Annotated in this window: 25 protein-coding genes; 15 read left to right on the forward strand and 10 right to left on the reverse strand. The window is 63.9% G+C overall.

Translation table 11 applies throughout. From position 1 onward, the window contains the following. Positions 1–56: 56 nt before the first annotated feature. Both IVB50_RS07090 and IVB50_RS07095 read right to left on the reverse strand, forming a co-directional pair. Positions 57–2,576 carry a TonB-dependent receptor gene (locus IVB50_RS07090; protein ID WP_018460278.1) on the reverse strand — a complete coding sequence of 840 codons (2,520 nt, stop codon included), beginning with the start codon at positions 2,574–2,576 and terminating at the stop codon, positions 57–59. Between the two features lie 153 nt (positions 2,577–2,729). Beyond that, the gene (locus IVB50_RS07095; RefSeq protein ID WP_026233990.1) at positions 2,730–4,088 is read right to left on the reverse strand and encodes a histidine kinase; all 1,359 of its coding nucleotides are present in this window, start codon (positions 4,086–4,088) and stop codon (positions 2,730–2,732) included. A gap of 146 nt (positions 4,089–4,234) precedes the next feature. Between IVB50_RS07095 and IVB50_RS07100 the strand changes: the two genes are divergently transcribed. Beyond that, entirely contained in the window at positions 4,235–4,855 is a 621-nt protein-coding gene (locus tag IVB50_RS07100) for a response regulator transcription factor (RefSeq protein WP_018460280.1), read from the forward strand. Between the two features lie 70 nt (positions 4,856–4,925). Continuing rightward, positions 4,926–5,771, forward strand: coding sequence for an S-formylglutathione hydrolase (fghA, locus tag IVB50_RS07105; RefSeq protein WP_018460281.1), 846 nt, complete (start codon positions 4,926–4,928; stop codon positions 5,769–5,771). Between the two features lie 9 nt (positions 5,772–5,780). Here fghA and IVB50_RS07110 read toward each other — a convergent pair whose 3' ends face one another. Then, complete coding sequence (locus IVB50_RS07110) at positions 5,781–6,281, reverse strand: DUF3280 domain-containing protein (RefSeq protein ID WP_018460282.1); 501 nt, start codon at positions 6,279–6,281, stop codon at positions 5,781–5,783. Positions 6,282–6,408: 127 nt separating this feature from the next. On the opposite strand from IVB50_RS07110, the gene IVB50_RS07115 reads away from it, so the two are divergent. From IVB50_RS07115 to IVB50_RS07140, 6 genes are all read left to right on the forward strand, one after another. After that, positions 6,409–7,590, forward strand: a complete 1,182-nt coding sequence (locus IVB50_RS07115) for an ABC transporter substrate-binding protein (RefSeq protein WP_018460283.1) — start codon at positions 6,409–6,411, stop codon at positions 7,588–7,590. A gap of 10 nt (positions 7,591–7,600) precedes the next feature. Beyond that, positions 7,601–8,581 carry a YVTN family beta-propeller repeat protein gene (locus IVB50_RS07120; RefSeq protein ID WP_026233991.1) on the forward strand — a complete coding sequence of 327 codons (981 nt, stop codon included), beginning with the start codon at positions 7,601–7,603 and terminating at the stop codon, positions 8,579–8,581. Then, positions 8,578–9,384, forward strand: a complete 807-nt coding sequence (locus IVB50_RS07125; protein ID WP_018460285.1) for an ABC transporter ATP-binding protein — start codon at positions 8,578–8,580, stop codon at positions 9,382–9,384. The genes IVB50_RS07120 and IVB50_RS07125 overlap by 4 nt, the downstream gene beginning before the upstream one ends. Continuing rightward, positions 9,381–10,229 carry an ABC transporter permease gene (locus IVB50_RS07130; protein ID WP_018460286.1) on the forward strand — a complete coding sequence of 283 codons (849 nt, stop codon included), beginning with the start codon at positions 9,381–9,383 and terminating at the stop codon, positions 10,227–10,229. The genes IVB50_RS07125 and IVB50_RS07130 overlap by 4 nt, the downstream gene beginning before the upstream one ends. After that, positions 10,226–10,840, forward strand: a complete 615-nt coding sequence (locus tag IVB50_RS07135; protein ID WP_026233992.1) for a hypothetical protein — start codon at positions 10,226–10,228, stop codon at positions 10,838–10,840. Before IVB50_RS07130 ends, IVB50_RS07135 begins: the two co-directional genes overlap by 4 nt. Positions 10,841–10,977: 137 nt before the next feature. After that, positions 10,978–11,277, forward strand: a complete 300-nt coding sequence (locus IVB50_RS07140) for a copper-binding protein (RefSeq protein WP_007601401.1) — start codon at positions 10,978–10,980, stop codon at positions 11,275–11,277. A 127-nt stretch (positions 11,278–11,404) separates the two neighbouring features. On the opposite strand, the gene IVB50_RS07145 is transcribed toward IVB50_RS07140, so the two are convergent. Further along, positions 11,405–11,962 carry a PQQ-dependent catabolism-associated CXXCW motif protein gene (locus IVB50_RS07145; RefSeq protein WP_018460288.1) on the reverse strand — a complete coding sequence of 186 codons (558 nt, stop codon included), beginning with the start codon at positions 11,960–11,962 and terminating at the stop codon, positions 11,405–11,407. A gap of 10 nt (positions 11,963–11,972) precedes the next feature. After that, positions 11,973–12,854: a substrate-binding domain-containing protein gene (locus tag IVB50_RS07150; RefSeq protein ID WP_247295105.1), complete on the reverse strand. Its 882-nt coding sequence runs from the start codon at positions 12,852–12,854 to the stop codon at positions 11,973–11,975. A 127-nt stretch (positions 12,855–12,981) separates the two neighbouring features. Between IVB50_RS07150 and IVB50_RS07155 the strand changes: the two genes are divergently transcribed. Further along, a complete protein-coding gene (locus IVB50_RS07155) occupies positions 12,982–13,905 on the forward strand; it encodes a quinoprotein relay system zinc metallohydrolase 2 (protein WP_026233993.1) in 924 nt (307 codons plus the stop codon). Positions 13,906–13,955: 50 nt separating this feature from the next. Next, positions 13,956–14,774, forward strand: coding sequence for a quinoprotein dehydrogenase-associated SoxYZ-like carrier (locus IVB50_RS07160; RefSeq protein WP_026233994.1), 819 nt, complete (start codon positions 13,956–13,958; stop codon positions 14,772–14,774). Between the two features lie 120 nt (positions 14,775–14,894). On the opposite strand, the gene IVB50_RS07165 is transcribed toward IVB50_RS07160, so the two are convergent. Beyond that, the gene (locus IVB50_RS07165; RefSeq protein WP_018460292.1) at positions 14,895–15,254 is read right to left on the reverse strand and encodes a hypothetical protein; all 360 of its coding nucleotides are present in this window, start codon (positions 15,252–15,254) and stop codon (positions 14,895–14,897) included. 88 nt (positions 15,255–15,342) lie between these two features. Here IVB50_RS07165 and IVB50_RS07170 point away from each other — a divergent pair, with 88 nt between their 5' ends. Genes IVB50_RS07170 through IVB50_RS07185 form a run of 4 tightly spaced genes read left to right on the forward strand, consistent with a single transcriptional unit; the run spans position 15,343 to position 18,163 of the window. Further along, entirely contained in the window at positions 15,343–16,323 is a 981-nt protein-coding gene (locus IVB50_RS07170; RefSeq protein ID WP_204513979.1) for an ABC transporter substrate-binding protein, read from the forward strand. Position 16,324: 1 nt separating this feature from the next. After that, positions 16,325–17,062 carry an ABC transporter permease subunit gene (locus IVB50_RS07175; RefSeq protein WP_018460294.1) on the forward strand — a complete coding sequence of 246 codons (738 nt, stop codon included), beginning with the start codon at positions 16,325–16,327 and terminating at the stop codon, positions 17,060–17,062. Then, positions 17,052–17,762 (forward strand): ABC transporter ATP-binding protein, encoded by a 711-nt coding sequence (locus tag IVB50_RS07180; RefSeq protein WP_018460295.1) that lies wholly within the window; start codon positions 17,052–17,054, stop codon positions 17,760–17,762. Before IVB50_RS07175 ends, IVB50_RS07180 begins: the two co-directional genes overlap by 11 nt. A 47-nt stretch (positions 17,763–17,809) precedes the next feature. Continuing rightward, complete coding sequence (locus tag IVB50_RS07185) at positions 17,810–18,163, forward strand: hypothetical protein (protein ID WP_018460296.1); 354 nt, start codon at positions 17,810–17,812, stop codon at positions 18,161–18,163. A 170-nt stretch (positions 18,164–18,333) separates the two neighbouring features. Here IVB50_RS07185 and IVB50_RS07190 read toward each other — a convergent pair whose 3' ends face one another. The 4 genes from IVB50_RS07190 to IVB50_RS07205 all read right to left on the reverse strand — a co-directional run bounded on the left by IVB50_RS07190 (position 18,334) and on the right by IVB50_RS07205 (position 20,248). Then, positions 18,334–18,543, reverse strand: coding sequence for a hypothetical protein (locus tag IVB50_RS07190; RefSeq protein ID WP_018460297.1), 210 nt, complete (start codon positions 18,541–18,543; stop codon positions 18,334–18,336). Positions 18,544–18,661: 118 nt separating this feature from the next. After that, positions 18,662–19,567 carry a hypothetical protein gene (locus IVB50_RS07195; protein ID WP_018460298.1) on the reverse strand — a complete coding sequence of 302 codons (906 nt, stop codon included), beginning with the start codon at positions 19,565–19,567 and terminating at the stop codon, positions 18,662–18,664. Positions 19,568–19,603: 36 nt separating this feature from the next. Then, complete coding sequence (pqqA, locus tag IVB50_RS07200) at positions 19,604–19,684, reverse strand: pyrroloquinoline quinone precursor peptide PqqA (protein WP_018460299.1); 81 nt, start codon at positions 19,682–19,684, stop codon at positions 19,604–19,606. A 171-nt stretch (positions 19,685–19,855) separates the two neighbouring features. Then, positions 19,856–20,248: an EF-hand domain-containing protein gene (locus tag IVB50_RS07205; RefSeq protein WP_026233996.1), complete on the reverse strand. Its 393-nt coding sequence runs from the start codon at positions 20,246–20,248 to the stop codon at positions 19,856–19,858. Between the two features lie 345 nt (positions 20,249–20,593). Between IVB50_RS07205 and IVB50_RS07210 the strand changes: the two genes are divergently transcribed. Further along, positions 20,594–22,258, forward strand: coding sequence for a methanol/ethanol family PQQ-dependent dehydrogenase (locus IVB50_RS07210; protein ID WP_085350564.1), 1,665 nt, complete (start codon positions 20,594–20,596; stop codon positions 22,256–22,258). Positions 22,259–22,260 lie beyond the last annotated feature (2 nt).

Consider the following 22,260-nt stretch of genomic DNA (forward strand, 5'->3'; position numbering starts at 1 on the left):
GAGCCGGCGTGACACGCCATGCCGGGCGGCGCCAACCCGGGCTTACCGAGCCAAGATCAGAACGTCACCCGCATCCCCGCATAGAACGCACGCGGCCTTGCCGGACTGAGCGAGCGCGGGTCGGTGAACTCGGCACCGCCATTGGTGAAGTTGGGCACGGCTTCGCGGTCGAAGAACTGTCCGTAGGTCGCGTAGCGCCTGTCGAAGATATTGTCGATCTTGCCGTAGAGCTGGACGTTCTTGGTCACCTGGTAGGACGTGTGCAAGTTGAACACGGTGTAGGACGGCAGCTTCGTATATTGGTTGGACTCGTCGCCGACCAGATATTGGCTGGAGACGAACAGCGCGTTGCCGCCAACCTTCCACACGTCGGTGACGGCATAGTCGATGCCGACCTTGACGCGATGGCGCGGGATCGCGGGGAGCTGGTTGCCGGGTAGCACCTGAATGGTCTCGGTGACAGTATCCCTGAACGGGCTTTCGGAACCGAGCGCGAAAGCGTCGAGATAGCGTGCGTCGACGAAAGCGTAGCTCGCCTGAAACTGAAGCGTGGGCGACTTGATGTTGACCTCAGCTTCGAGCCCCTGACGCCTGGTACGGCCGACGTTGGAGAAATAGCCGAAGCCGGTGCGGCCGACTGCGGGAACGGCGACGATGTCGTCGTAATTGGTGGCGCGGAAGCCGCCGATTTTCCAGCCGAGCGTGCCGATGTTCAGCTCCCTGCTGCCGCGCAGGCCCGCTTCCACGGTCTTGGACACGACCTGCTTCAATGGCGGATCGGAGACGAGAAACGCGGCAATCAGACAGGGACGGGCTGGATCCGAGCAGCCGAGCTCGAGCGGCGTCGGAACGCGGTTGGCCTCGGAATAGCCGGCGTAGGCCGTCAGCTCCGGCGTGATCTTGTAGGTGCCGCCGATTACCGGATTGAAGCGGGTGAAGGTGTGATCGCCGTTGAGATCGGTCCCGAGCTGATCCTCCAGCGTGATGCGCGCGACGTTGAACCGGCCGCCGCCGGTGACGGCGAAGGCGTCCGTGATATTGAACGTGTCCATTGCGTAGAGGCCGTTATATTGATTGACGGTCCGCAGCGAGACAGGGCCGGCAACGGTATCAGGTACGCCAGTCGGCCCCAGGAAGAGGCCGCCGCCGCTGACGACGTAGCTTTCTCCGATCGTGCCGATTTCGGCGGTGGCGTTATAGCGCGTGACACTGGCGTCATAGGTCGCGCCCATCACGAAGCGGTTGTCGTGGCCGAACAGCTGGTCGGTGTTGGTGGCCTGCCCCGACACGCCGAAGGTGGTCGAACGTATCGAGCTCCGGTCGATCTCGCCGAGGATGGTCCCGGACGCGAAAGGATTGGCAAGCGGCAGGCCGTTCACGCCGTTTGCCGGTGTGGCGCCGTCGCCGAAGCAAAGAAGCCCAGCGAGCCCCGGGTCAGTGCATTCCTGCGCGTCGGTCGGATTGCCGTCGACGAGCTTCTGCTCGTACCTGCGCACATGCGCGGTGCCTTCGAGTGTCCAGGTCGGCGTCGCATCGACCTTGCCCGTCAGGTTGAGATAGCCGACGCGGTTGGAAGTGGTCTGCGGGGTCGTGTAGGTCGCGCCCCAATATTTGTCGAGCAGCTCGGCGGGAACGGTGGCGTTGGCGCCGAAATCGTTCTTGGCGACGCCCATGTTGGCGTGGAATTCGCTGTCGCCCGCCTTGTAACCGACGTCGCCGTAGAAGCGCCGCACGTCCGATTGGGAGAAATTGCGGAAGCCGTTGTCGTGCAGGCCTTCGAGCGCGGCATAGACGCCGTAGTTCTTGTCGACCGTCTTGCCCCATTGCGCCGAGCCCTGAATGCGGCCGAACGAGCCGCCCATGAGATCAAGCTCCGCGCCCTGATAGGTAAAACCGTCCTTCATTTGCAAATTGATCGCGCCGCCCAGCGCGTTGAGGCCGAAGGCGGGATTGTTGGTCACGAGCGTCACCGACCGGATCGCCGCGGTCGGGATCAGGTCCCAGTTGACGGCGTCGGAGAAGGCCTCGTTGATGCGAACCCCGTTCTGATACACAGCGAGGCCTTGCGGCGTGCCCGTCACCGGCGAGGCAACGAAGCCGCGGAATTCGACATCCGGCTGAAATGGATTGCCGGTAACCTCGCTGATGTTGACGCCGGCGATGTTGTCGCGAAGCGCGTCGGTGATGTTCAGCGAGCCGGTGCGCTTGATCTGGCTGGCGTCGACGGCGTTGATCGCCGAGGGGACCTTGTCGACGTCAAGACCTCTGCCGGTACCCGGCGCGGTCGGATAGACGTAGAGGCGCGTCTTGGGGCTGGCGGATGACGGCGCTCCGATGTGCGCGACCGGACGCGATGACGCGGTGCGCCGCGCCGTTGACCGCGGCGGCGCCGTCACCTCGACCGGCGGCAGGTTCTGGACGTTGGTTTCCTCGTCCTGCGCGGCCCCCGCGGGGATCGCGAAGACGGAGAGCAGCCCGGTCGAAACCAAGGCGATCAACAAACGACGATTGAACCCAAGAGGCTTGAACCCAATAGGCTTGAACCGAAAACGCTTGAACCAAACACGATCGCCCATCCCAGCCTTCCCATCCGTGACCACCGACTGTTTTGATCTTCCCCCGGTTGGTCGAGACGAGTGTAATCGGCAGGAATGCGTGCGCCAGCCACAAAAGGTCGGGCCGTATCGCACCAAATTTCCCGACCAAATCGGGAATTTTTCCCGACGCGATCAGGCCGCTGCCGTCGGGACCAGGGCCTCTACGGTCAGACCACCGTCACCCGAGACGACGTTGAGCGTGCCGCCCAGCGCGAGAATCCGCTCGCGCATGCCGACGAGCCCGAAGCCGAGCTTTTGGCCGGGCTCCATGCCGCGGCCATTGTCGCTGACCCGCACCCGGGCACAGCTGCGGCCGTCGCTTGCCGCCTCCGCCACCGGCTCGATGACGACGTTAACCGAGGTCGCGCCGGCGTGGCGGAACACGTTGGTGAGCGCCTCCTGCACGATGCGGTAGATGGTGAGGTCGGCGGTCTCCCCGGTGACGCCAAGCGCCGGCGAGATCACGGTCTCGATGGTGACATCGGGATGCGACTCCCGCCACAGCCGCGACAGCGATTCCAGCGCCTGGCGCAGGCCGAACTCGGCCAGGCCGACTGGCCGGAGGCGCTCCAGCACGCGGCGATTGAACTGCTGAAGCGCGTTGATCTGCTCCAGCATGGCACTGCCGTGTTTTCGCACGGCCTCCGCATTCGGGGCGCGTCCGTCCGCCTGCTTCGCCAGCGCGCTGGCATGCGCGCGTAGCGAGAACAAGTATGGCCCGAACTCGTCATGGAGCTCGCGCGCGATCTCCTTGCGCTCGACGTCCTGGAGCGACACCGTTCGCTCGGCGAGGCGCCGCTTGTCCTCGATGGCGTCACTGAGCGTTGCCGCAAGATGGTTGAGCTTGGTGCAGATCGCGGCGAGTTCCGGCGCGCCGCCCGGCGCGACGCGCGCCTGATAACGCCCGTCTTCGAGCTCGGCCATCACGTCCGCAAGGGATTGGAGCGGCGCCAATGCCCGGCCGATCACATTCATCATCACCAGGAACAGCGCCAGCGCGATCACCGAGCCGACCTCGAGCTGGGTCACGATGGCGTCCCAGATCTCGGCGATCTCGTCATCGGGATGGGAGGTGATCAGCAGCGAACCCGGCTTGCCATGGATCGAGACGGGCACGCTCACCGCGGTCTGCTCGGGATGAACCAGGCTGACGAACCAGGCCGGCGGCGCGCGGGTGTCGTCATCGGCGTCGGTCCGGGGCTGCGTCAGCGGACGGCCGGCTTCGTCCCGAAGCGCGATGCTGACATGGCGCAGGCGGCTGAGGTCGCGTGCGATCTGGTTCAGCCTGGCATCCGGATCGGGCGCCTCGTTGAGATCCGCAACGATCATCTCGATGAATTCGCGCGCGAGCCGGATCACGCTCTGGTCCTCGGCCTGCACGCGCGGCCCGGCTTCCGCGACCTGGCGGCCGATATTGACGGCGAGTCCCAGCGCCAGCAGCAGCGCCAGCAGCAGGTTGATGCGCCCGCGCAAGGATAGATTTTGCCACATTGGTATCGCCCGTGCCCCCGCGAAGGATTGGCCTGCCCCTTGTCCGATAACGTTGACAGAGGCGAAGCGCCCGATATCTAATCGAAAGCGTACAGCAATCCCGGCCGGGCGCGAAACAGGCCAAGACGCTGTCGCGAGGAACGCCTATGCGCATTTTGATCGTCGACGATCATCCCATCGTCGCCTCCGGCTGCCGTGCCGTGCTGGCGGACGAGGGCGAGATCGAGATTTTGGAGGCCGCCGACGCCGAAGACGGCGAGTGCGTCTTCATCGTCGAGCGCCCCGACCTCTCGATCATCGACATCAACCTGCCGACCGTGTCCGGCTTCGAGCTCGCGCGCCGCATCCTCGAGCGCGCGCCCGAGGCCCGGATCATCATGTTCAGCATGAACGACGACCCTGCTTTTGCCGCGCGGGCGATCGAGTGCGGCGCCAAGGGCTATGTCTCCAAGACCGGTGACCCCGACGATCTCGTCGAGGCGATTCGCACCGTCGGCGGCGGCGGCACCTATCTGCCGAGCGCGATCGCGCGCAGCATCGCCTTTGCGGGACCCGCGCTGGCGCAAAGCCCGCTGTCGAAGCTGAACGCGCGCGAGATGGAGATTTTGCGGCTGCTCAGCGCCGGAAAGAGCCTATCCGAGATCGCCTGGCTGGTGCAGTCGTCCTACAAGACTGTCGCCAACACCTCGTCCATCATGCGCCAGAAGCTCGGGGTGAAAACCTCTGTCGAGCTGGTGCGGCTGGCGATCGACAGCGGCGTGGCCTGACGGCCGCCGCGAATTCGGTCACACAAGCGTTGCAATCCTGATGTGGTTTGATGCCACGGAGCATAACGGCATGACGATCCAGACTGTCTCGACCAATACATCCTATGGCGGCGTGCAGGGCGTGTATCGCCATGCCAGCCAGGCGACCGGAACCGACATGACGTTCTCGGTCTATGTTCCCCCGCACGCACAGGGCGCCAAGCTGCCTGTGGTCTGGTATCTCTCCGGCCTCACCTGCACGCACGCCAACGTCACCGAGAAGGGCGAATTCCGCAAAGCCTGCGCCGAGCTCGGCTTGATCTTCGTCGCGCCCGACACCAGCCCGCGAGGCCCCGACGTGCCCGGCGATGCCAATAATGCCTATGATTTCGGTCTTGGCGCCGGCTTCTATGTCGACGCGACGGAAGCGCCGTTTTCAAGCAATTATCGCATGTGGAGCTACGTCACCGACGAACTGCCGAAACTCGTGGCGGAAAATTTTCCGGTCGATGCGAAGCGCCAATCGGTGATGGGCCATTCGATGGGCGGCCATGGCGCGCTGACGGTCGCGCTGCGCAACCCGCACCGTTTTCGCGCGGCCAGCGCCTTTGCGCCGATCGTCGCGCCGTCGCTCGTGCCCTGGGGCATCAAGGCGTTGACCGGCTATCTCGGGCCGAACAAGGACATTTGGCGCAGCCACGACACGGTGGCGCTGATCGAGGACGGCGCGAAGTTTTCAGGCTTCCTCGTCGACGTCGGCGAGGCCGATAACTTTTTGAAAGAGCAGCTTCGTCCTGAATTGCTGCAGGCGGCCTGTGCCAAGGCCAACATTCCGCTGACGCTGCGGCGGCAGGCGGGCTACGACCACAGCTATTACTTCATCTCGACCTTCATGGGCGATCACCTGCACTGGCATGCGGAGCGATTGAAGGGGTAAATATCTCCCTCACGGCTTGCCGTAGTTCGGCGCCAGCAAGCGGTTGCGGATCAGATAGCTCATCGTGCGCGTCCAGGATTCATCGGTGTTGCCGCGCATATCGGCGCTGGCGGCCGTGATCATGTTGCCGGTCTTCACGTCGCGCAGGTAGATGTTCAGATTGATGATCAGGTTCGAGACCTTCTGCACCATGCCAGTGATTTCCAAATCGGCACCCAGCTGCCCGGCAAGCTTGAGGTCGCAGCCGCCGCAGGCCTGCAGATTGGCGTGACGGGCCGCATCCCGGACCGGCGCAATATCGATCAGCTGGAACCTGCCTGACTCAACCAGTGCCTTGCGCAACTGCTCGCTGATGAGGTCGAGCCGCGCTTCCTCGGGCTTGGAGCCGTAGAACTCGCCAGGCAGGCTGGTGTCGATCAGTTCGAAATCGAACACCGCGAGTTTCGGCGGATCGGCGAATGCGGCCGAGCCCGTCAACAGCAAAGCGGCGAAACATATCAGCGCTCGCATGATCGTGATTCCCGGCGTGGCGGCGTGAGGACGAAATGCGGGGTTGCATGCCCTGACAAATCGGTCATGCTTTAGCAGAGACAATTCTCCATCGGCGGTCAAGCCGGGGAGAACATCTGGAGGAAACATGATCCGATGGTTGGTCGGCCTGATCTGCCTGGGTTTTGCTGCGACGAGTGCGCTCGCAGCCGACCCTGTCATGATCGGCGTCGGCTATCTCGGAATCGCCGGCACCAGATCAACGCTGTCGCTGGTCGAGCAGCCCGCGGAGAATGACGGCGTCGCCGGCGCACGCCTGGCCATCGAGGACAACAACACTACCGGCAAATTCCTCAACCAGCGATTTGCGCTGGAGGAGCGTCGTATCAAGGAGGGCGAAGATGCCGTGCAGGCCGCGACAGAGCTCGCCGCACGCAACGGCTTCATCATCGCCGACCTGCCGGCCGACACGCTGCTGAAGGTCGCCGACGCCCTGCGCGAGCGCGGCACGTTGCTGTTCAACGCCGGCGCGATCGACGAGCGGCTGCGCGAGGCCGATTGCCGTGCCAACGTCATCCACACCGCGCCGACGCGCGCAATGCTGGCCGATGCGCTCGGTCAGTATCTGGTGTGGAAGCAATGGAAGCGCTGGCTGCTCGTGGTTGGCTCGCATGACGAGGACAGACTGTTCGCCGATGCGCTCCGGCGCACCGCGACGCGGTTCGGCGCCAAGATCGTGCAGGAGCGCAGCTTCGAAGACAAAGGCGGCGCGCGCCGCACGGACTCCGGCGTGACGCTGATCCAGCGGCAGATGCCGGTGTTCACCCAACAAGCTCCGGCCTATGATGTACTGGTCGCCGCTGACGAGAGCGAGGTGTTCGGCGCCTACCTGCCCTATCGCACCTGGGATCCACGGCCTGTCGCGGGCTCGGCCGGCCTCGTGCCGCGGAGCTGGGACGCTGCGCAGGACCAGTGGGGCGCGATCCAGATGCAGAACCGCTTCGTCAAGCTCAACGCGCGGCGGATGACTGCGCTCGACATGCAGGCGTGGACCGCCGTGCGCATGATCGGAGAGGCCACGTCGCGCACCAATTCCGGCGAGGTCAAGAAGGTCACCGATTTCATCAAGGGCCCGGAGTTCTCGGTCGCCGCCTTCAAGGGCACGAAGCTGACCTTGCGCGACTGGAACCTGCAGCTGCGCCAGCCGATCCTGCTGGTCGATGGCCGCATGGTGGTGTCGGTGTCGCCGCAAGAAGGTTTCCTGCACCAGGTCTCCGAGCTCGACACGCTCGGCTATGACCGCCCGGAGAGCAAATGCAAGCTGAAGTGAGGACATTAAAGTGAGGACTTGGACGTTCCGCGCGTGGCGTGTTGGGTTGCTGTCCGGATTGGCGCTGGCGGCAGCGCCGGCGCATGCGTTCATCGCCTATGTCTCGAACGAGAAGAGCAACACGGTGTCGGTGATCGATACCGAAAGCTGGACGGTGACCAAGACCATCAAGGTCGGCCAGCGCCCGCGTGGCATCGACTTCACGCGCGACGGAAAGTTCGTGATGGTCGCGGTCGGCGACGACGACACGATCCAGATGATCGACGCGAAGACGCAAACCGTGGTGGACAGCCTGCCCTCCGGTCCCGACCCTGAATTGTTCGCCCAGGATGCCGCCGGCAAGGTCCTCTATGTCGCCAACGAGAACGACAACACAGTGACCGTGATCGACCTCGAGAAGCGCGCTCGCCTTGGCGACATCCAGGTCGGCGTCGAGCCCGAGGGCATGACCATCAGCCCGGACGGCAAGACGCTGATCAACACGTCCGAGACCACCAACATGGCGCATTTCATCGACACGTCGTCGCGCCAGATCGTCGCCAACGTGCTGGTCGACGCGCGACCGCGCTTTGCCGAATTCAAGCACGACGCTTCCGAATTGTGGGTGTCCTCGGAGATCGGCGGCACCGTCTCGATCATCGACCCCGGAAAGCACGAGGTGACCGGCAAGATCAATTTCGAGATTCCGGGGTTGAGGAAAGAGGCGATCCAGCCCGTTGGCATCGGCATGACCCGGGACGACAAGACCGCCTTCATCGCGCTCGGTCCCGCCAATCGCGTCGCCGTGGTCGATACCGCCTCGCGCAAGGTGACGAAATATCTGCTGGTGGGACAGCGGGTCTGGCACATGGCATTCACCCCGGACGAAAAATTTCTGCTCACCACCAATGGCGTCTCGAACGACGTCTCCGTCATCGACGTCGCCGCGCAAAAGGTGATCAAGACCATTCAAGTGGGCGAACTGCCCTGGGGTATCACGATCGCGCCATGACCAGCCCTGTTCCCATCGCCGAACAACGCGAAACACCAAGGCCCGATCCGGCGACCGTGCCCGCGCTATCGATCGACGACGTCAGCCACGCCTATGGACCGCGCCGCGCGCTGATGGACGTGTCCTTCAACGTGCAGCCCGCGAGCTTCACGGCCCTGCTTGGCCTCAACGGGGCGGGCAAGAGCACGCTGTTCTCGCTGATCACGCGCCTGTTCGGCATCCAGTCCGGCCGCGTCGGCATTTTCGGCCATGACATCAGCAAGAGTCCCGGCGAGGCGCTGCGGTTGCTCGGCGTCGTGTTCCAGCCGCGCACGCTCGATCTCGATCTGTCGCTGACGCAGAACCTGCTCTATCACGCCGCACTCCACGGCATCAGCCGCCGCGAAGCCGGCGCTCGAGCCGCCGAGCTGCTCGGTCGCATCGGGCTTACCGAGCGCGCCGGCAGCAAGGTGCGCGATCTCTCGGGCGGGCAGATGCGGCGGCTGGAGATCGCCCGGGCGCTGCTGCACCGGCCGCGCCTGCTCTTGCTGGACGAGCCGACCGTCGGCCTCGACGTCAAGGCGCGCGCCGACATCATCAGCCATGTGCGCCAGCTCGTGAGCGAGCAAGGCATCGGCGTACTCTGGGCCACGCATCTGTTCGACGAAATCATGGCCGGTGACGATCTCGTGGTGCTGCATCAGGGCAAGGTGCTGGCGCAGGGACCGATGAGCCGCGTCGTCGCGGAAGCCGGCGCGCAGGACGTCAACACCGCCTTCATGCGCCTGACCGGCGCGCAGACCCTGCCGGGCGGCGGCGCATGAGCAGCATCACCACGCGCGAGGCGCAGCGCGGCTTCTCGGCCGCCGAATACATGACCTGCCTCACGGGCATTGTCTGGCGCGAGGGACTGCGCTTCCTGCACCAGCGCGAGCGGTTCGTCTCGGCGCTGGTGCGGCCGCTGGTCTGGCTGTTCATCTTCGCCGCCGGTTTCCGCCAGGTGCTCGGCATCTCCATCATCCCGCCCTACGAGACCTACATCCTCTACGAGGTCTTCATCGCGCCGGGGCTGATGGCCATGATCCAGCTCTTCAACGGCATGCAGTCCTCGCTCTCGATGGTCTATGACCGTGAGATGGGGAACATGCGCACGCTGCTGGTGAGCCCACTGCCGCGCGGCTACCTGTTGTTCTGCAAGCTGCTCGCGGGCACCGCGGTGTCGCTGCTCCAGGTCTACGCGTTCCTGCTGATAGCCTGGTTCTGGGACATCACCCCTCCCCTATCGGGCTATCTCACCGTGCTGCCGGCCCTGATCCTGTCCGGACTGATGCTGGGCTCGCTGGGCATGCTGATCTCCTCCGGCATCAAGCAGCTGGAGAACTTTGCCGGCGTGATGAATTTTGTCATTTTCCCGATGTTCTTCGCTTCATCGGCACTCTACCCGCTCTGGCGGGTGCAGGAGGGCAGCCCATATCTCTACTATGTTTGCGAGGCCAATCCGTTCACCCATGCGGTCGAGCTGATCCGCTTCGCGCTGTACGGACAGATCAACTGGATCTCGCTGGCGGTGGTCGCGACCTGCACAATCGTCTTCATGATCGGCGCGATTCTGGCCTATGATCCCTCGCGCGGGCTGGCGCGACGGGGGCCTGCGGGAGGCGAAGGATGACGGTTCGGGTTCTGGCCATGGCCGCTCTGATGCTCGCAGCCGCGAGCACGGCGGCACGCGCGGCCGATCCGCGCTATCCGGATTGGCCCTGCACGCAGGCCAAAGTGCCGGAAATTTCGCTCGCCGCCGTATGGGCCGGTCCTCCGCTCGACGACGTGCAGAACAAATGGAAGGACGACGCCAAGGTCAGCGCGCTGGTCGCCAAACTGTCGGCACGCAAGACGCCGCTGGACGAGGGCGAGAAGTTGGTGAAGGAGTTTTTGGCGGGCTCCGCGGCCGACAAGACCACGAACGCAAAACTGCTGTTCGCAGGCCTGTTCGACACGCTCAACGCTCAGCGCTCGCAGGTCATGAGCGGGCTGGAACGCGTCAGCCGCAAGCAGCGCGAAGCCGCCGACAAGATCCGCGAGGAGAGCGTCCAGCTTCAGGCGCTCCAAGGCGCCACGCCGCGCGACGAGGCTAAGGTCGATGCGCTCAGCAACGAGCTGATCTGGAAGACTCGCATTTTCGAGGACCGCCACAAGGTGGTGCGATTCGTCTGCGAGGTTCCCACCACCATCGACCAGCGGCTGTTTGCGCTTGGACGCGTGATCCAGCAGGAAATGGAATAGAGTCAGCCTCATTGACCGCTTGCGGCCGGTTCCCGCGCCTCCATGGCGATCATTAACCTGCCGCCGTGCTATATGCCGGAACCAAATCGGTCTAGGATGTCTTGTCGACGGGTAATCCAAGGCATCGGGAGGCCTCGATGGGAACCACGAAATTCATCCTCGCAGGCGCTGCAGCCATCAGCATGCTCGCAAGCAGCGCATTCGCTGACGATCTGACCGGAATGGTCACCCGGATAGATCGGCTCAACAGCACGATTTCGATCCAGCAGACGCAGAAGGGCACAGTCGGCGGCAGCGCAGGCGGCGCCGGCGCGCTCCAGGAGTATAAGGCCAAGGATGCCGCGATGCTCGACGCCGTCCACGCCGGCGACAGGGTGAGCTACTCTGCGACCGACAATAACGGGACGGGCACGCTGACGAAGTTGCAGAAGCAGTAAGCTTTTCCTCGCCTCTTCCCACGTGCGACAGGGCGTCATGGCCGGGCTTGTCCCGGCCATCCACGCACAGCCACGAGGCACCAAGAACGTGGATGCCCGGGCAAGCCCAGGCATGACGATCTCTTGCCTATTGCTCCGGCCGCGGCTCGGGCTGCGCCTCCTCAGTAGGAAGCTTTGCACGCTCCCAGCCGTCGGTGCCATCGGGATACCAGGCGATGTTGGAGTAGCCATACGCGAGCGCGCGCTTGGCGGCGTTCCAGGACATCCAGCAATCGGCCAGGCAATAGATCACGAGCAGCGCGTTCTTATCGCCGTGTGATGCACGCGCCAGGCCGCGCTGGAAATAGTCGTCCATGGCGGGCGGCAGCGTGCCGTAGCCGGTATCCGGCAGCCAGATGCTGCCCGGAATATTTTTGCGCGGCGCCTCGCGCCAAACGGTACCCGCGGGAAGGTTTTTCGGCTTCGGCGCGCGCGGCAGCACGTCGATGAAGGCGCCGCTCTTCGCGCGCCAAATCGCCTCGGCTTCTGACGTCGACAGCACGCGCGCGCCGCCGAGCGTCGGCGGCACGGGCGCGCGGTAGTTGTCGGTGCGATAGCCTTCGGGCTCGAACGGCTCCTGCTGCTGCGCAACGACCGGCGCCACCAGCACGGCGCCGACCAGCGCAGCCGCAAGGTGCCGCCTCATGGCGTCTGCCTCATGGTGCCTTCTTGGTCGTCTCCGCGCCAAGCGGCCGATCGTTCTCGTCCAGCAGCGGCACGCCGAAATCGAGCAGGATCTTGTTGATCTCGCCCTGGTTCTCCTGGATCAGCTTGTTGAGCTGCCGCTTCCAGTTCTGGTCGGCGCCACGCACGCCCATGCCGATGCGATAGACCAGTTTTGGCCCGGTGGTTTCCTTCACCAGCGGCGTGACATGAAGCGACCCCGCCTTCTTCGCGTAGAACCCTGCCATCGGTCCCCACAGCACGCCGGCGTCGATCTTGCCCGCCGTGAGATCATCGATCATTGCCTGCGCCGAATTGTCGTAGCGCGTGTCGATCATGAGCGGATAGGGCTTTGCATCACCCATCAGTCCCGCAATGGCCATGTTGGTCGCAGGCGGCGTGCCGGCGACGATGCCGACATGCTTGCCCTTGAGCCTGGCATCCTCCAGCGTGTCGACCTCCTCCAGCCCGCTACCTGCTTTCGCGACCAAGGCATAGCTCGTGCGGTAGTAGGGATTGGTGCCTTGCACGAGGTCATCGCCTTGGGGGAAGCCCATGATGACGTCGCAGCGATGCGAGCCGAGCGTCATGCGCACGAAGCCGGTGGCTTGCGGAAAAAAGACATAGTCGAGCTTCTTCTGGAGCTTGTCCGCAAACAGCTCGGCAAGCTTGTTCTCGAACCCCTCGCCCTTCTCATTCGAGAACGGCAGATTGCGCGGGTCGGAACAGACGCGTAGCACCTTGGGGTCGACCAGTTCGAACGAGAGGTCACCCGTCTCGTTGGTCTGCGCTATGGCGACGTCGCCGAACGCGCAAGACGCAACCAGGATACTCAGTGAAAGCAACCAGCGACGATGTCGTCCGGCCTCCGTCATCGCGCTTCCTCCTAGGCTTGTTTGAATGCTAGCCATGCAACGCATGACGCGCCATGTTTTGCCAGACTTTGTGCTGGCTTTCTTTGTTGCAGTGCAATGCGCGCAACCTTTGAACTGAGGCTGAAAAGTGTCTCGCATCGCTCTCGTGATCGCAGCCTTGTCCCTGGTAACAGCGACGCTAGCATGCGCCGCAGCGGCCGAATTGCCTGTGAGCGAAGTCGCGCCGGGAATCTTCGTACACTCCGGGACCATCGCCCTGATGACCCGCGAGAACGAGGGCGACATCGCCAATGTCGGCTTCATCGTGGGCGAAGATGCGGTGGCCGTGATTGATACCGGCGGTAGCGTTCGCGAGGGCGAGGCGCTGCTGGCGGCGGTGCGGGCCCGCACCAGCAAGCCGATCCGCTACGTCATCAATACCCACGGCCATCCCGACCATGTTTTCGGCAATGCGGCTTTCGTCGCCGGGGACACCATTTTCGTCGGTCACAGCCGATTGCCGCGGGCGCTCGCTGCCCGTGGGCCGTACTATCTCGACAATTTTAGGCGCATCATGGGCGACGAATTGATATCTCCCGTGAAAATCGTGCCGCCCACAATGCTCGTCACGGACACCCTGATGCTCGATCTCGGTGCGCGCCGCCTCAACCTGCGGGCTTGGCCGGCCGGGCACAGCGACAATGACCTGACCGTGTTCGATGAGATGACGAAGACGCTGTTCACTGGCGACCTCATCTTCCTCCGCCATATTCCGGTGATGGACGGCAGCATTCGCGGCTGGCTTCGCATCCTCGCGGAACTCGAGAGCATTCCGGCGCAGCGCGTCGTTCCCGGTCACGGACCTGTGAGTGAATGGCCTGCCGCGCTGACCGATGAACGGCGCTATCTGACGGCACTGCTGGCGGACATCCGGGCGTCGAACAAGAAGGGCGAGCCGATCCGAACCGCTGCAGACAGGGCCGCCGCCTCGGAACGGCCGCACTGGGAGCTGTTCGACGACTACAACGCCCGCAACGCAACCGCAGCATTTTCGGAAATTGAATGGGAGTAGCGGACGCGCTACGATGCGTGAAACGTTGCTTCGTCCGCGGGACCATGACCATGACGGGATGCACGCGCCGACTGCCTCTGATCGCCCTGCTCCTCGGCATTGCATTCGCCGTGCCGGCGCAGGCGGAAGAGGCTTACGATCCCTGGCCGGGCCTGGTGCAGGACATCTTCAGCAGCCGTCCGATGAATGACGGCGGCAATGTCATTGGAATCGAGATGCCGTATCGTGCCGAAGACGCGGCCATCGTGCCGGTGACCCTGCGCAGCAAGCTCTCGCCCGGCGATGCCCGCCGCATCCGTTCGATCACGCTGGTGATCGATCGTAATCCCGCGCCGATGGCGGCGAAGTTCGAGCTCGGACCGGATGCCAACGTCACTGAAATCTCGACCCGCGTGCGCGTCAACAATTACACCGACGTTCATGCGGTGGCCGAGCTCAGCGATGGCCAGCTCTATGTCTCGAAAGTCTACGTGAAGGCCTCCGGCGGCTGCTCGGCACCAGCAGGGAAGAATGCCGAGGAGGCCCAGAACCGGCTCGGCCAGATGCGCTACCGCCAATTCGCGCGCGAGGAGGCCCCGGCGAGCCGCATGCGGGAAGCGCAGATCATGATCGGCCATCCCAACAATTCCGGCCTGCAGATGGACCAGGTCACACAGCTCTACATTCCCGCCTTCTTCATCAACCAGCTCAAGCTGACGCAGGACGACAGCCCCGTGCTGTCGATGGAAGGCGGCATCTCGATCTCGGAAGATCCAAATCTGCGCTTCACCTATGTATCCAACGGCGCCAGGCGTTTTCGCGCGGAAGCCAAGGACACGGACGGACACGTGTTCCGGAACGAGTGGGACGTGGAGAAGCCGGGGACGTGAGGCTCCCGGTCGTCATGGCCGGGCTTGTCCCGGCCATCCACGATCTTAGGTGCCGCCAAGACGTGGATGCCCGGGGACAAGCCCGGGCATGACGAATACGGTGGTCGTACAACCAAGCGGTCAGAAACACCTCACCTCGGCTTCCGCCTGGGCACGCCTCAAATCATTCACGGCCGAGTTCGCCTGCTCCGAGGTGCGGAACTGGACGCCGAGATTGCCGCGGACCTGGGACATGCTGAGCGCGGTTTCTGCGGTAACGTAGCGCTCATAGGACACGATCGAGGCCACCACGTCGATCGAGCAGGAACATTGTTCGATCGCCTGCCGGCTCTCGCCATTCGCCTTCATGCAGCCATAGACATACTCGGCACGCGCCGACGTCGGATAATCATTGGCCTGTTCAGCCTGCGCGGCGAGCGCGGTCGCAGCCCACACCGCCAATGCGGCGACAATCGGTCGTAGCTGTCCGGCCAGATTCATGAGCGTCCTCCCGCTGGTTGCGACGGAAGCTATGCTATGCGTATTGTCCTGAAAAGCACTTCTGTCAGAGGAAACGGCTCACAACGTGATGAGAACATTTGGTGGATCATTGGCGCTCGCGGTGGCGCTGGCGCTGACGCTAACCGGGCCCGGCCGCGCCGCGGATACGATTCGCCTTGCGGTGCAGAAGACCGGAACATTCTCCTGGGAGCTGGCCGCGATCCGCGCCAACGGCCTCGACAAGGAGGCCGACCTGTCGCTCGACGTCGCCGAGCTTGCGAGCCCCGAGGCCGGCAAGATCGCGCTGCGCGCCGGCAATGCCGACATCATCCTCTCCGACTGGCTGTGGGTGTCTCGCGAGCGCACGCTTGGCGCCAAGCTCACCTTCTATCCCTATTCCAGCGCGCTCGGCGCGGTGATGGTGCCGGCCTCCTCGCCGATCAAGTCGCTCGCCGACTTGAAGGGCCGCAAGCTCGCCGTCGGCGGCGGTCCCATCGACAAGAGCTGGCTGCTGCTCCAGGCGCGCATGAAGCAGGACGGCATCGACCTGAAATCGGAGGCGACCATCGTCTATGGTGCTCCGCCTCTGCTCGCCGCCAAGGCGCTCGACGGCGAGATGGATGCGAGCCTCAATTTCTGGAATTTCTGCGCACAGCTGGAGGCCAAGGGTTTTAGACGCCTTGCCGGTATCGAGGACATATTGCCGAAACTCGGCGCCAAGGGCGCGGTCTCCGCGGTCGGCTATGTCTTCGACGAAACCTGGGCGGCAAGTCATCGCGATGCGGTGGCGCGCTTCATCGCGATGACCCGCAAGGCCAAGCAGCTGCTGGTGACCTCCGATGCCGCCTGGGACAAGATCGCACCGCTCACCGGCACGAGCGATGCCACCCTGCTCAAGACTTATCGCGAGCGCTATCGCGACGGCATTCCGCGCCGGAGCATCGATGACGAAGAAAGGGACGCGCGCGTGCTCTACCGCGTGCTGGCCGAGACCGGCGGCCGCGACCTCGTCGGCCCGGCTGCCGAGCTCGATCCCGGCACGTTCTTTCACGCAGTTGCCGGGGAGTGAGGTGCTGCGTCTTCTGTCGTTTGCCCTGTTGCTCGCGATCTGGTGGATCGCCGCCCTCTTCGTCGGCGCCGCGAAGCTGCCCTCCCCGCCCGCCGTGCTCGACGTCGTCGTCGCGGAAGCATCGAGCGGCGCGCTGTTCCTGCATCTCGGCGCAACGCTTGCCCGCGTAAGCCTCGCCTTCGTGCTGGCGATGTCGCTCGGCAGCGCCATCGGCTATCTGATGGGACGGGTGAAGCTCGCCGACCGGCTCGGCGATCCCTGGCTAATCCTGCTCCTGAACCTGCCCGCGCTGGTCGTGATCGTGCTGGCCTATATCTGGGCCGGGCTCACCGAAGCCGCAGCGATCGCGGCGATCGCCATCAACAAGTTGCCGACCGCCATCGTCACCCTGCGCGAGGGCGCGCGCGCGCTCGACCGCTCGCTCGACGAGATGGCGAGCGTGTTCGCGATGCCGCGCTGGCGCGCTTTCCGCCACGTCGTGCTGCCGCAACTGGCGCCCTATATCGCAGCCTCAGCCCGCTCCGGATTGTCGCTGGTGTGGAAGATCGTGCTGGTCGCCGAACTCCTGGGGCGACCCAACGGCGTCGGCTTCGAGATCGGCGTCGCCTTCCAGCTGTTCGACACGCCGCGGCTGCTGGCCTATTCGCTAACCTTCGCCGCCGTCGTGCTCGTGATCGAGACCGCGCTGGTGCAACCGTTCGAAGCCCGCGCAACACGATGGCGACCCCGTGCGGCTTGAGGTCGATATCACAGGCAAGAGGTTCAAGAGTGCCGCGGGCGGGACGCAGGAGGTGCTCGCGCCGGTCAGCTTCGCGCTTCAATCCGGCGAGGTCGGCGTGCTGATCGGACCGTCCGGCTGCGGCAAGAGCACGATGCTGCGCATTATCCTCGGCCTCGACCGCGATTTCGAGGGACGCGTCTCGCGCCCGCCGGAAGCGCGGATCGGTATGGTTTTCCAGGAGCCGCGGCTGCTGCCATGGCGCTCGGTCGAGCAGAATGTGCGGCTTGCGGCACCCGATGTCACCGACGCCAAGCTCGCCGAGCTGTTCAGGATCCTGGAGCTGGACGCGCATCGCAGTCATTTTCCAGGCGAGCTGTCGCTTGGCCTCGCCCGGCGCGTCGCGCTCGCTCGCGCCTTTGCCGTCGAGCCTGACCTGCTCGTGCTCGACGAGCCCCTCGCCTCGCTCGACGACGCACTCGCCGGCCGTTTGCGCGACGAGATCGCGACGCTGGTGGCGCGCCGTCCGGTGATGACGTTGCTCGTCACCCACAGTCTGGATGACGCGATCCGGCTCGGCGACCGCCTGTTCTTGCTGTCGCCGCGACCGGCGCGCATCGTGCGCGAGGTGCCGATTGCCATCCCGCGCGCGGAGCGCAGCGAGGCCGAACTCGGCAAGATCAGGGCCGAGCTCGCGGCGTTGCAGCTTGAATCGCAATGAGAACTCATGGTCAATTGGACCAACGACATCTTCGCGGGAGGGTCATCATGCGGCGTACGCTGATTGCGATCGGCATCCTGTTGGTTGCGATGCCGGGCGCGGCGCTCGCCCAGGCCAAGGGCAAGGGTATCCGGCTCTGGAATCTGACGACGGAGGCGATCTCCGGCTTCCAGCTCTCCCCGGCCGGGAAGACCGAGTGGGGGCCGAACCAGTGCCTGAACGACAAAGACAAGGAGGTCGACCACGACGAGCGGCTGCGCATCACCGGCGTCGAGCCCGGCCGCTACGACGCCAGGGTCAGCTATCCCAATGCGCGGCAATGCATCGTGCGCGACATCGAGATCAAGGCGGATGCGGTGTTCTCGATCGCCGACAAGGATCTGAAGGACTGCAGCAAGTAACGGGGGCTGCGTTACGAGCGTTATCCCCTCATGGTGAGGAGCGCGGAACGCGCGTCACGAACCATGCAGGCCCGTCTGTCGCCCTGCGGCCATCCTTCGAGACGCTTGCTTCGCAAGCTCCTCAGGATGAGGACCTAAGCCAGTCGCGACCGGCAACGCAGCTCAGGGCTTTACGCCTTGTCGTTCGGATGCGGATATTCGCAGCGCCACCGCACCGCCTGCCACTTCGGATGGTCACCAATCCATTGCGCGATATAGGGCGGCGCAGCCATCGCGCATTGCGTCGGCGACCCCGCATAGTTGAACACCAGATGTTGCTCCTCGCAGGTCGCTGGCGAGAGCAACGCACACACAGTCACCACCAGGTCGATCGGATTCATGCCGGGATCCTCGCAGAGGCGATGAAGTTAGCACAAAAGATTACGTTCCGATGAGCGGGAAGTTTCAATCCGGCCGCCCGAAATAAAGCGGGAATTGCCTGTCAACTCTCCCCGAGCGCTAGAAATTAACTCCAAAGACCAGCCTTGCCTGGTGGCGCTCGAAATTGACGAGGTCGAGATTGCCGCCCGATCCGGCCGGCCGGCCCCATGCCTGCATGCTCCAGCTCATGGTCAGGCGCGAGCGCTCGGAAAGCTGGAAATAAGCGGTCGGACCGACGAAGAGCGCCTGTCCTGCGAACTCGCCGAGGCCGATGCCTTCGTACTGCCGGAAGTAGCGCACCTCGCCGCCGAGCAGCACATCGGGCCGCACGCGCACCAGGCCGGCGAAGGCCGCGCCGATGGTCGAACTCTTTTCGGACAGTCCCGCCATTTCGAAACGCGCCCATTCGGGTTGATAGATCAGGTTGAGCGCCCCGATGGCGAAGTTCGGGATCAGCTCGCGATCGAAGGCGAGCGTGAAATCGGTACCGTACATCCGCCCTTTTGCTCCAGAAGTCTCGTCGATGCGGTCGCCATGGAGTTCGGCGGCGACGGTCAACCCGAATGGCGCGCGCTCGCGATCGAGCAGGCGATAGCGCAGGTCGAGCGAAGCGCCCTGAAAATTGAACTGGCGGCGGTCGCCGATGTCGGGGACGCCGGTGATGTCGTGCAGGGTGGCAGTGCCGCCGACCTCGATGCGAAAGTTCGGCAGCGGCACGATCTCGATCTCGACCTCCTGCGAGAGGGCGCGATAGGTCCCGCCTCCTTTGCCGAATCGGCCTGTCGTCTGAGTCTGGAATTCGCGCTCGCCGGGATTGCCGACATCGGTACCGATCATGAAGCCGAAGATGTGTTCGGTATCGAAGCCCTCTTCGGCGCGGACGCATGCCGGCGCGAGCGCGACGGTGCAGGCGGCTATGGTCCAGAATGTAAGGGCTCTCGCGCGCATCCCCGACACTACCACGGCTTCGACGGTGGTTGCCATCGAAGCCGCGGCAGGTCGTCAGTCTTACTTGTGGTCTTACTTGCGCAAAGCGCAGGCGTACATGTTGATTTCCATGCCGACCGGCACTTCCACGATCTTCGGAGCTTTCCAGGCCATTCGGGGACTCCCAAGGGATTGAGCGCGACATCGCGCCGGCGAAAACCTAGGGCTGCGTCAGCCACAGCGCAAGTCTGGAATCGCACCGTTGACACAGCGAACTGTCGCATCGCGCTTGCAAATTTCTCTCTCGGGCAACTCGCCTTCGCTCCCAGTCAAGCGGCGCGGTTCTCACCGCAACAAGCGCAGCAGCGCGCGACCGGCGCGCGAGTTCAGCTCCTTCGCATCCAGCGTTCCATCCTTGTCGGGATTCGCCGCGTTGAAGCGCTGCTCCACCACCGAGAGATATTCGTCGAGCGTGAGAGTCCCGTCGCGATCGGGATCGGCGGCGGCGAGTTCTTTCGCTGTTAACCGTCCGCGCAATTCGCGGGCGTCGAGCGTGCCGTCGTGATCGGGATCGAGCTTGGCGAACAACGCCGCCGCCGCCTTCTTCACCTCGGCAAGATCGAGGGTGCCGTCATTGTCGGTATCGAACGTCTTGACCGCGTTGCCGGAGGCCGACCATGCCGGACCGGACAGCAGTGCAATCGTGAGCGCAAGTGCAACAGAGCGACGCGATATCATGAAAACCTCCCTCACCAAGAGCTCCGATTCGAACCGGATCGAAACGACATAAGTCCACAAGCGAGCCTCGGTTCAAGTCCCGAATTGCAGCCTGCGCACCGCACAACTTGCAGAACCCGTCGGCGCGACCGCTGCCGTGGCGCACGCGCTCTGCTCCATGCCGCGGAATTTCTTCAGCGCCTGCGCACAAGTGAGAGTTGCTTTGTCAGGTCTCCGTCAGGTGACGGCATCCCGCGCCGCCTACCATATCGGCATCGCAATTACGACTTTCGTATTGACGCGTTTTGCATTCGGGCGGAGTGTTGCTGTCGCAGCGTCAATAGGCGCGCATATTGGGAGGGACGGATGAAACGCTTTGCGATGGCCGCGAGCCTCGTCATGCTTGCATCGACTTGTGCAAGTGCACAAACCAGCGAGCAGCTGGTCAAAGGCGCGACCGATACATCGAACGTTCTCAACTACGGGATGGGCTACAATCTTCAGCGTTTCTCGACGCTGAACCAGATCAACAAGGACAGCGTCAAGAACCTTGTCCCGGTCTGGAACTACTCTTTCAACGACGATCGCAGCGAGGAATCGCAGCCGCTGGTGTACCAGGGCGTGATCTACGTGACGTCGCACAACGCGACCATGGCGGTCGACGCCAAGACCGGCAAGCAGATCTGGAAATCCAAGGTCGAGTATCCTGCCGAAACGCCGCGCATCGTCTGCTGCGGCATCATCAATCGCGGCGCAGCACTCTATGAGGGCAAGGTGTTCCGCACCACGCTGGACGCCAACGTGATCGCGCTCGACGCCAAGGACGGCAAAGAGCTGTGGCGACAGAAGGCGGCCGATATCAAGGAAGGCTATTCGATGACGGTGGCGCCGCTGGTCGCCGACGGCGTCGTGATCACCGGCATCTCCGGCGCCGAGTTCGGCACCCGCGGCTTCATCGACGGCTGGGATCCCGCAACGGGCAAGCACCTGTGGCGCACCCATTCGATCCCCTCTCCGGATGAGCCCGGCGGCGACACCTGGAAGGGCGATACCTGGAAGCTCGGCGGTGGCTCGACCTGGATTACGGGCTCCTATGATCCCGAGCTGAACACGGTTTACTGGGGTATCGGCAATCCCGGACCGTTCAACTCGGCGGTACGCCCGGGCGACAACCTCTACACCTGCTCCGTGCTGGCGATGGATCCCAAGACCGGCAAGATCAAGTGGCACTACCAGTTCTCGCCCAACAATCCGTTCGACTATGACAGCGTGGCCGAGATGGTCCTCGCCGATATGAACGTCGAGGGCAAGCCGACCAAGGTGTTGATGGACGCCAACCGCAACGGCTTCTTCTACGTGCTCGACCGCACCAACGGAAAGCTGCTCGCGGCCAATCCTTACGTGAAGGTCAACTGGGCGACGGGAATCGACATGAAGACCGGACGTCCCATCGAGACCGACGTCTCGAAGGATGCGCGTGAGGGCAAGAAGGTGACCGTCTATCCGTCGATCCTCGGCGGCAAGAACTGGGAGCCGATGTCGTTCAATCCGCAGACCGGCCTCGCCTACGCCAACACGCTCGCCTTCGGCGGCAGGTACAAGACCGAACCCGCCACCTTCAAGCAGGGTGAATGGTATCTCGGCATGGACCTCACCGATCTCTGGGAATGGGGTGACGGCCCGCGCGGTCATCTGAAGGCGATCGATCCCATGACCGGCAAGGCGAAGTGGGAAGCACCCAGCGACATCCCGCGCTTCTCCGGCGTGCTGTCGACCGCGGGCGGTGTCGTGTTCTCGGGCGCGCTGACCGGCGAGTTCGAGGCCTTCGATGCCGATACCGGCAAGAAGCTCTGGCAGTTCCAGACCGGCTCGGGCATCGAGGGACAACCGGTGACCTGGCAGCAGGACGGCGTGCAGTATGTCGCCGTGACGAGCGGCTATGGCGGCGTCTACTCGCTGTTCTCCGGCGACGAACGGCTGGCCAAAGTCCCGCCCGGCGGCTCACTTTGGGTTTTTGCGGTCAAGCAATAACC

It is taken from the genome of Bradyrhizobium sp. 87, from assembly GCF_023073015.1.
Lineage (GTDB): Bacteria > Pseudomonadota > Alphaproteobacteria > Rhizobiales > Xanthobacteraceae > Bradyrhizobium > Bradyrhizobium canariense_D.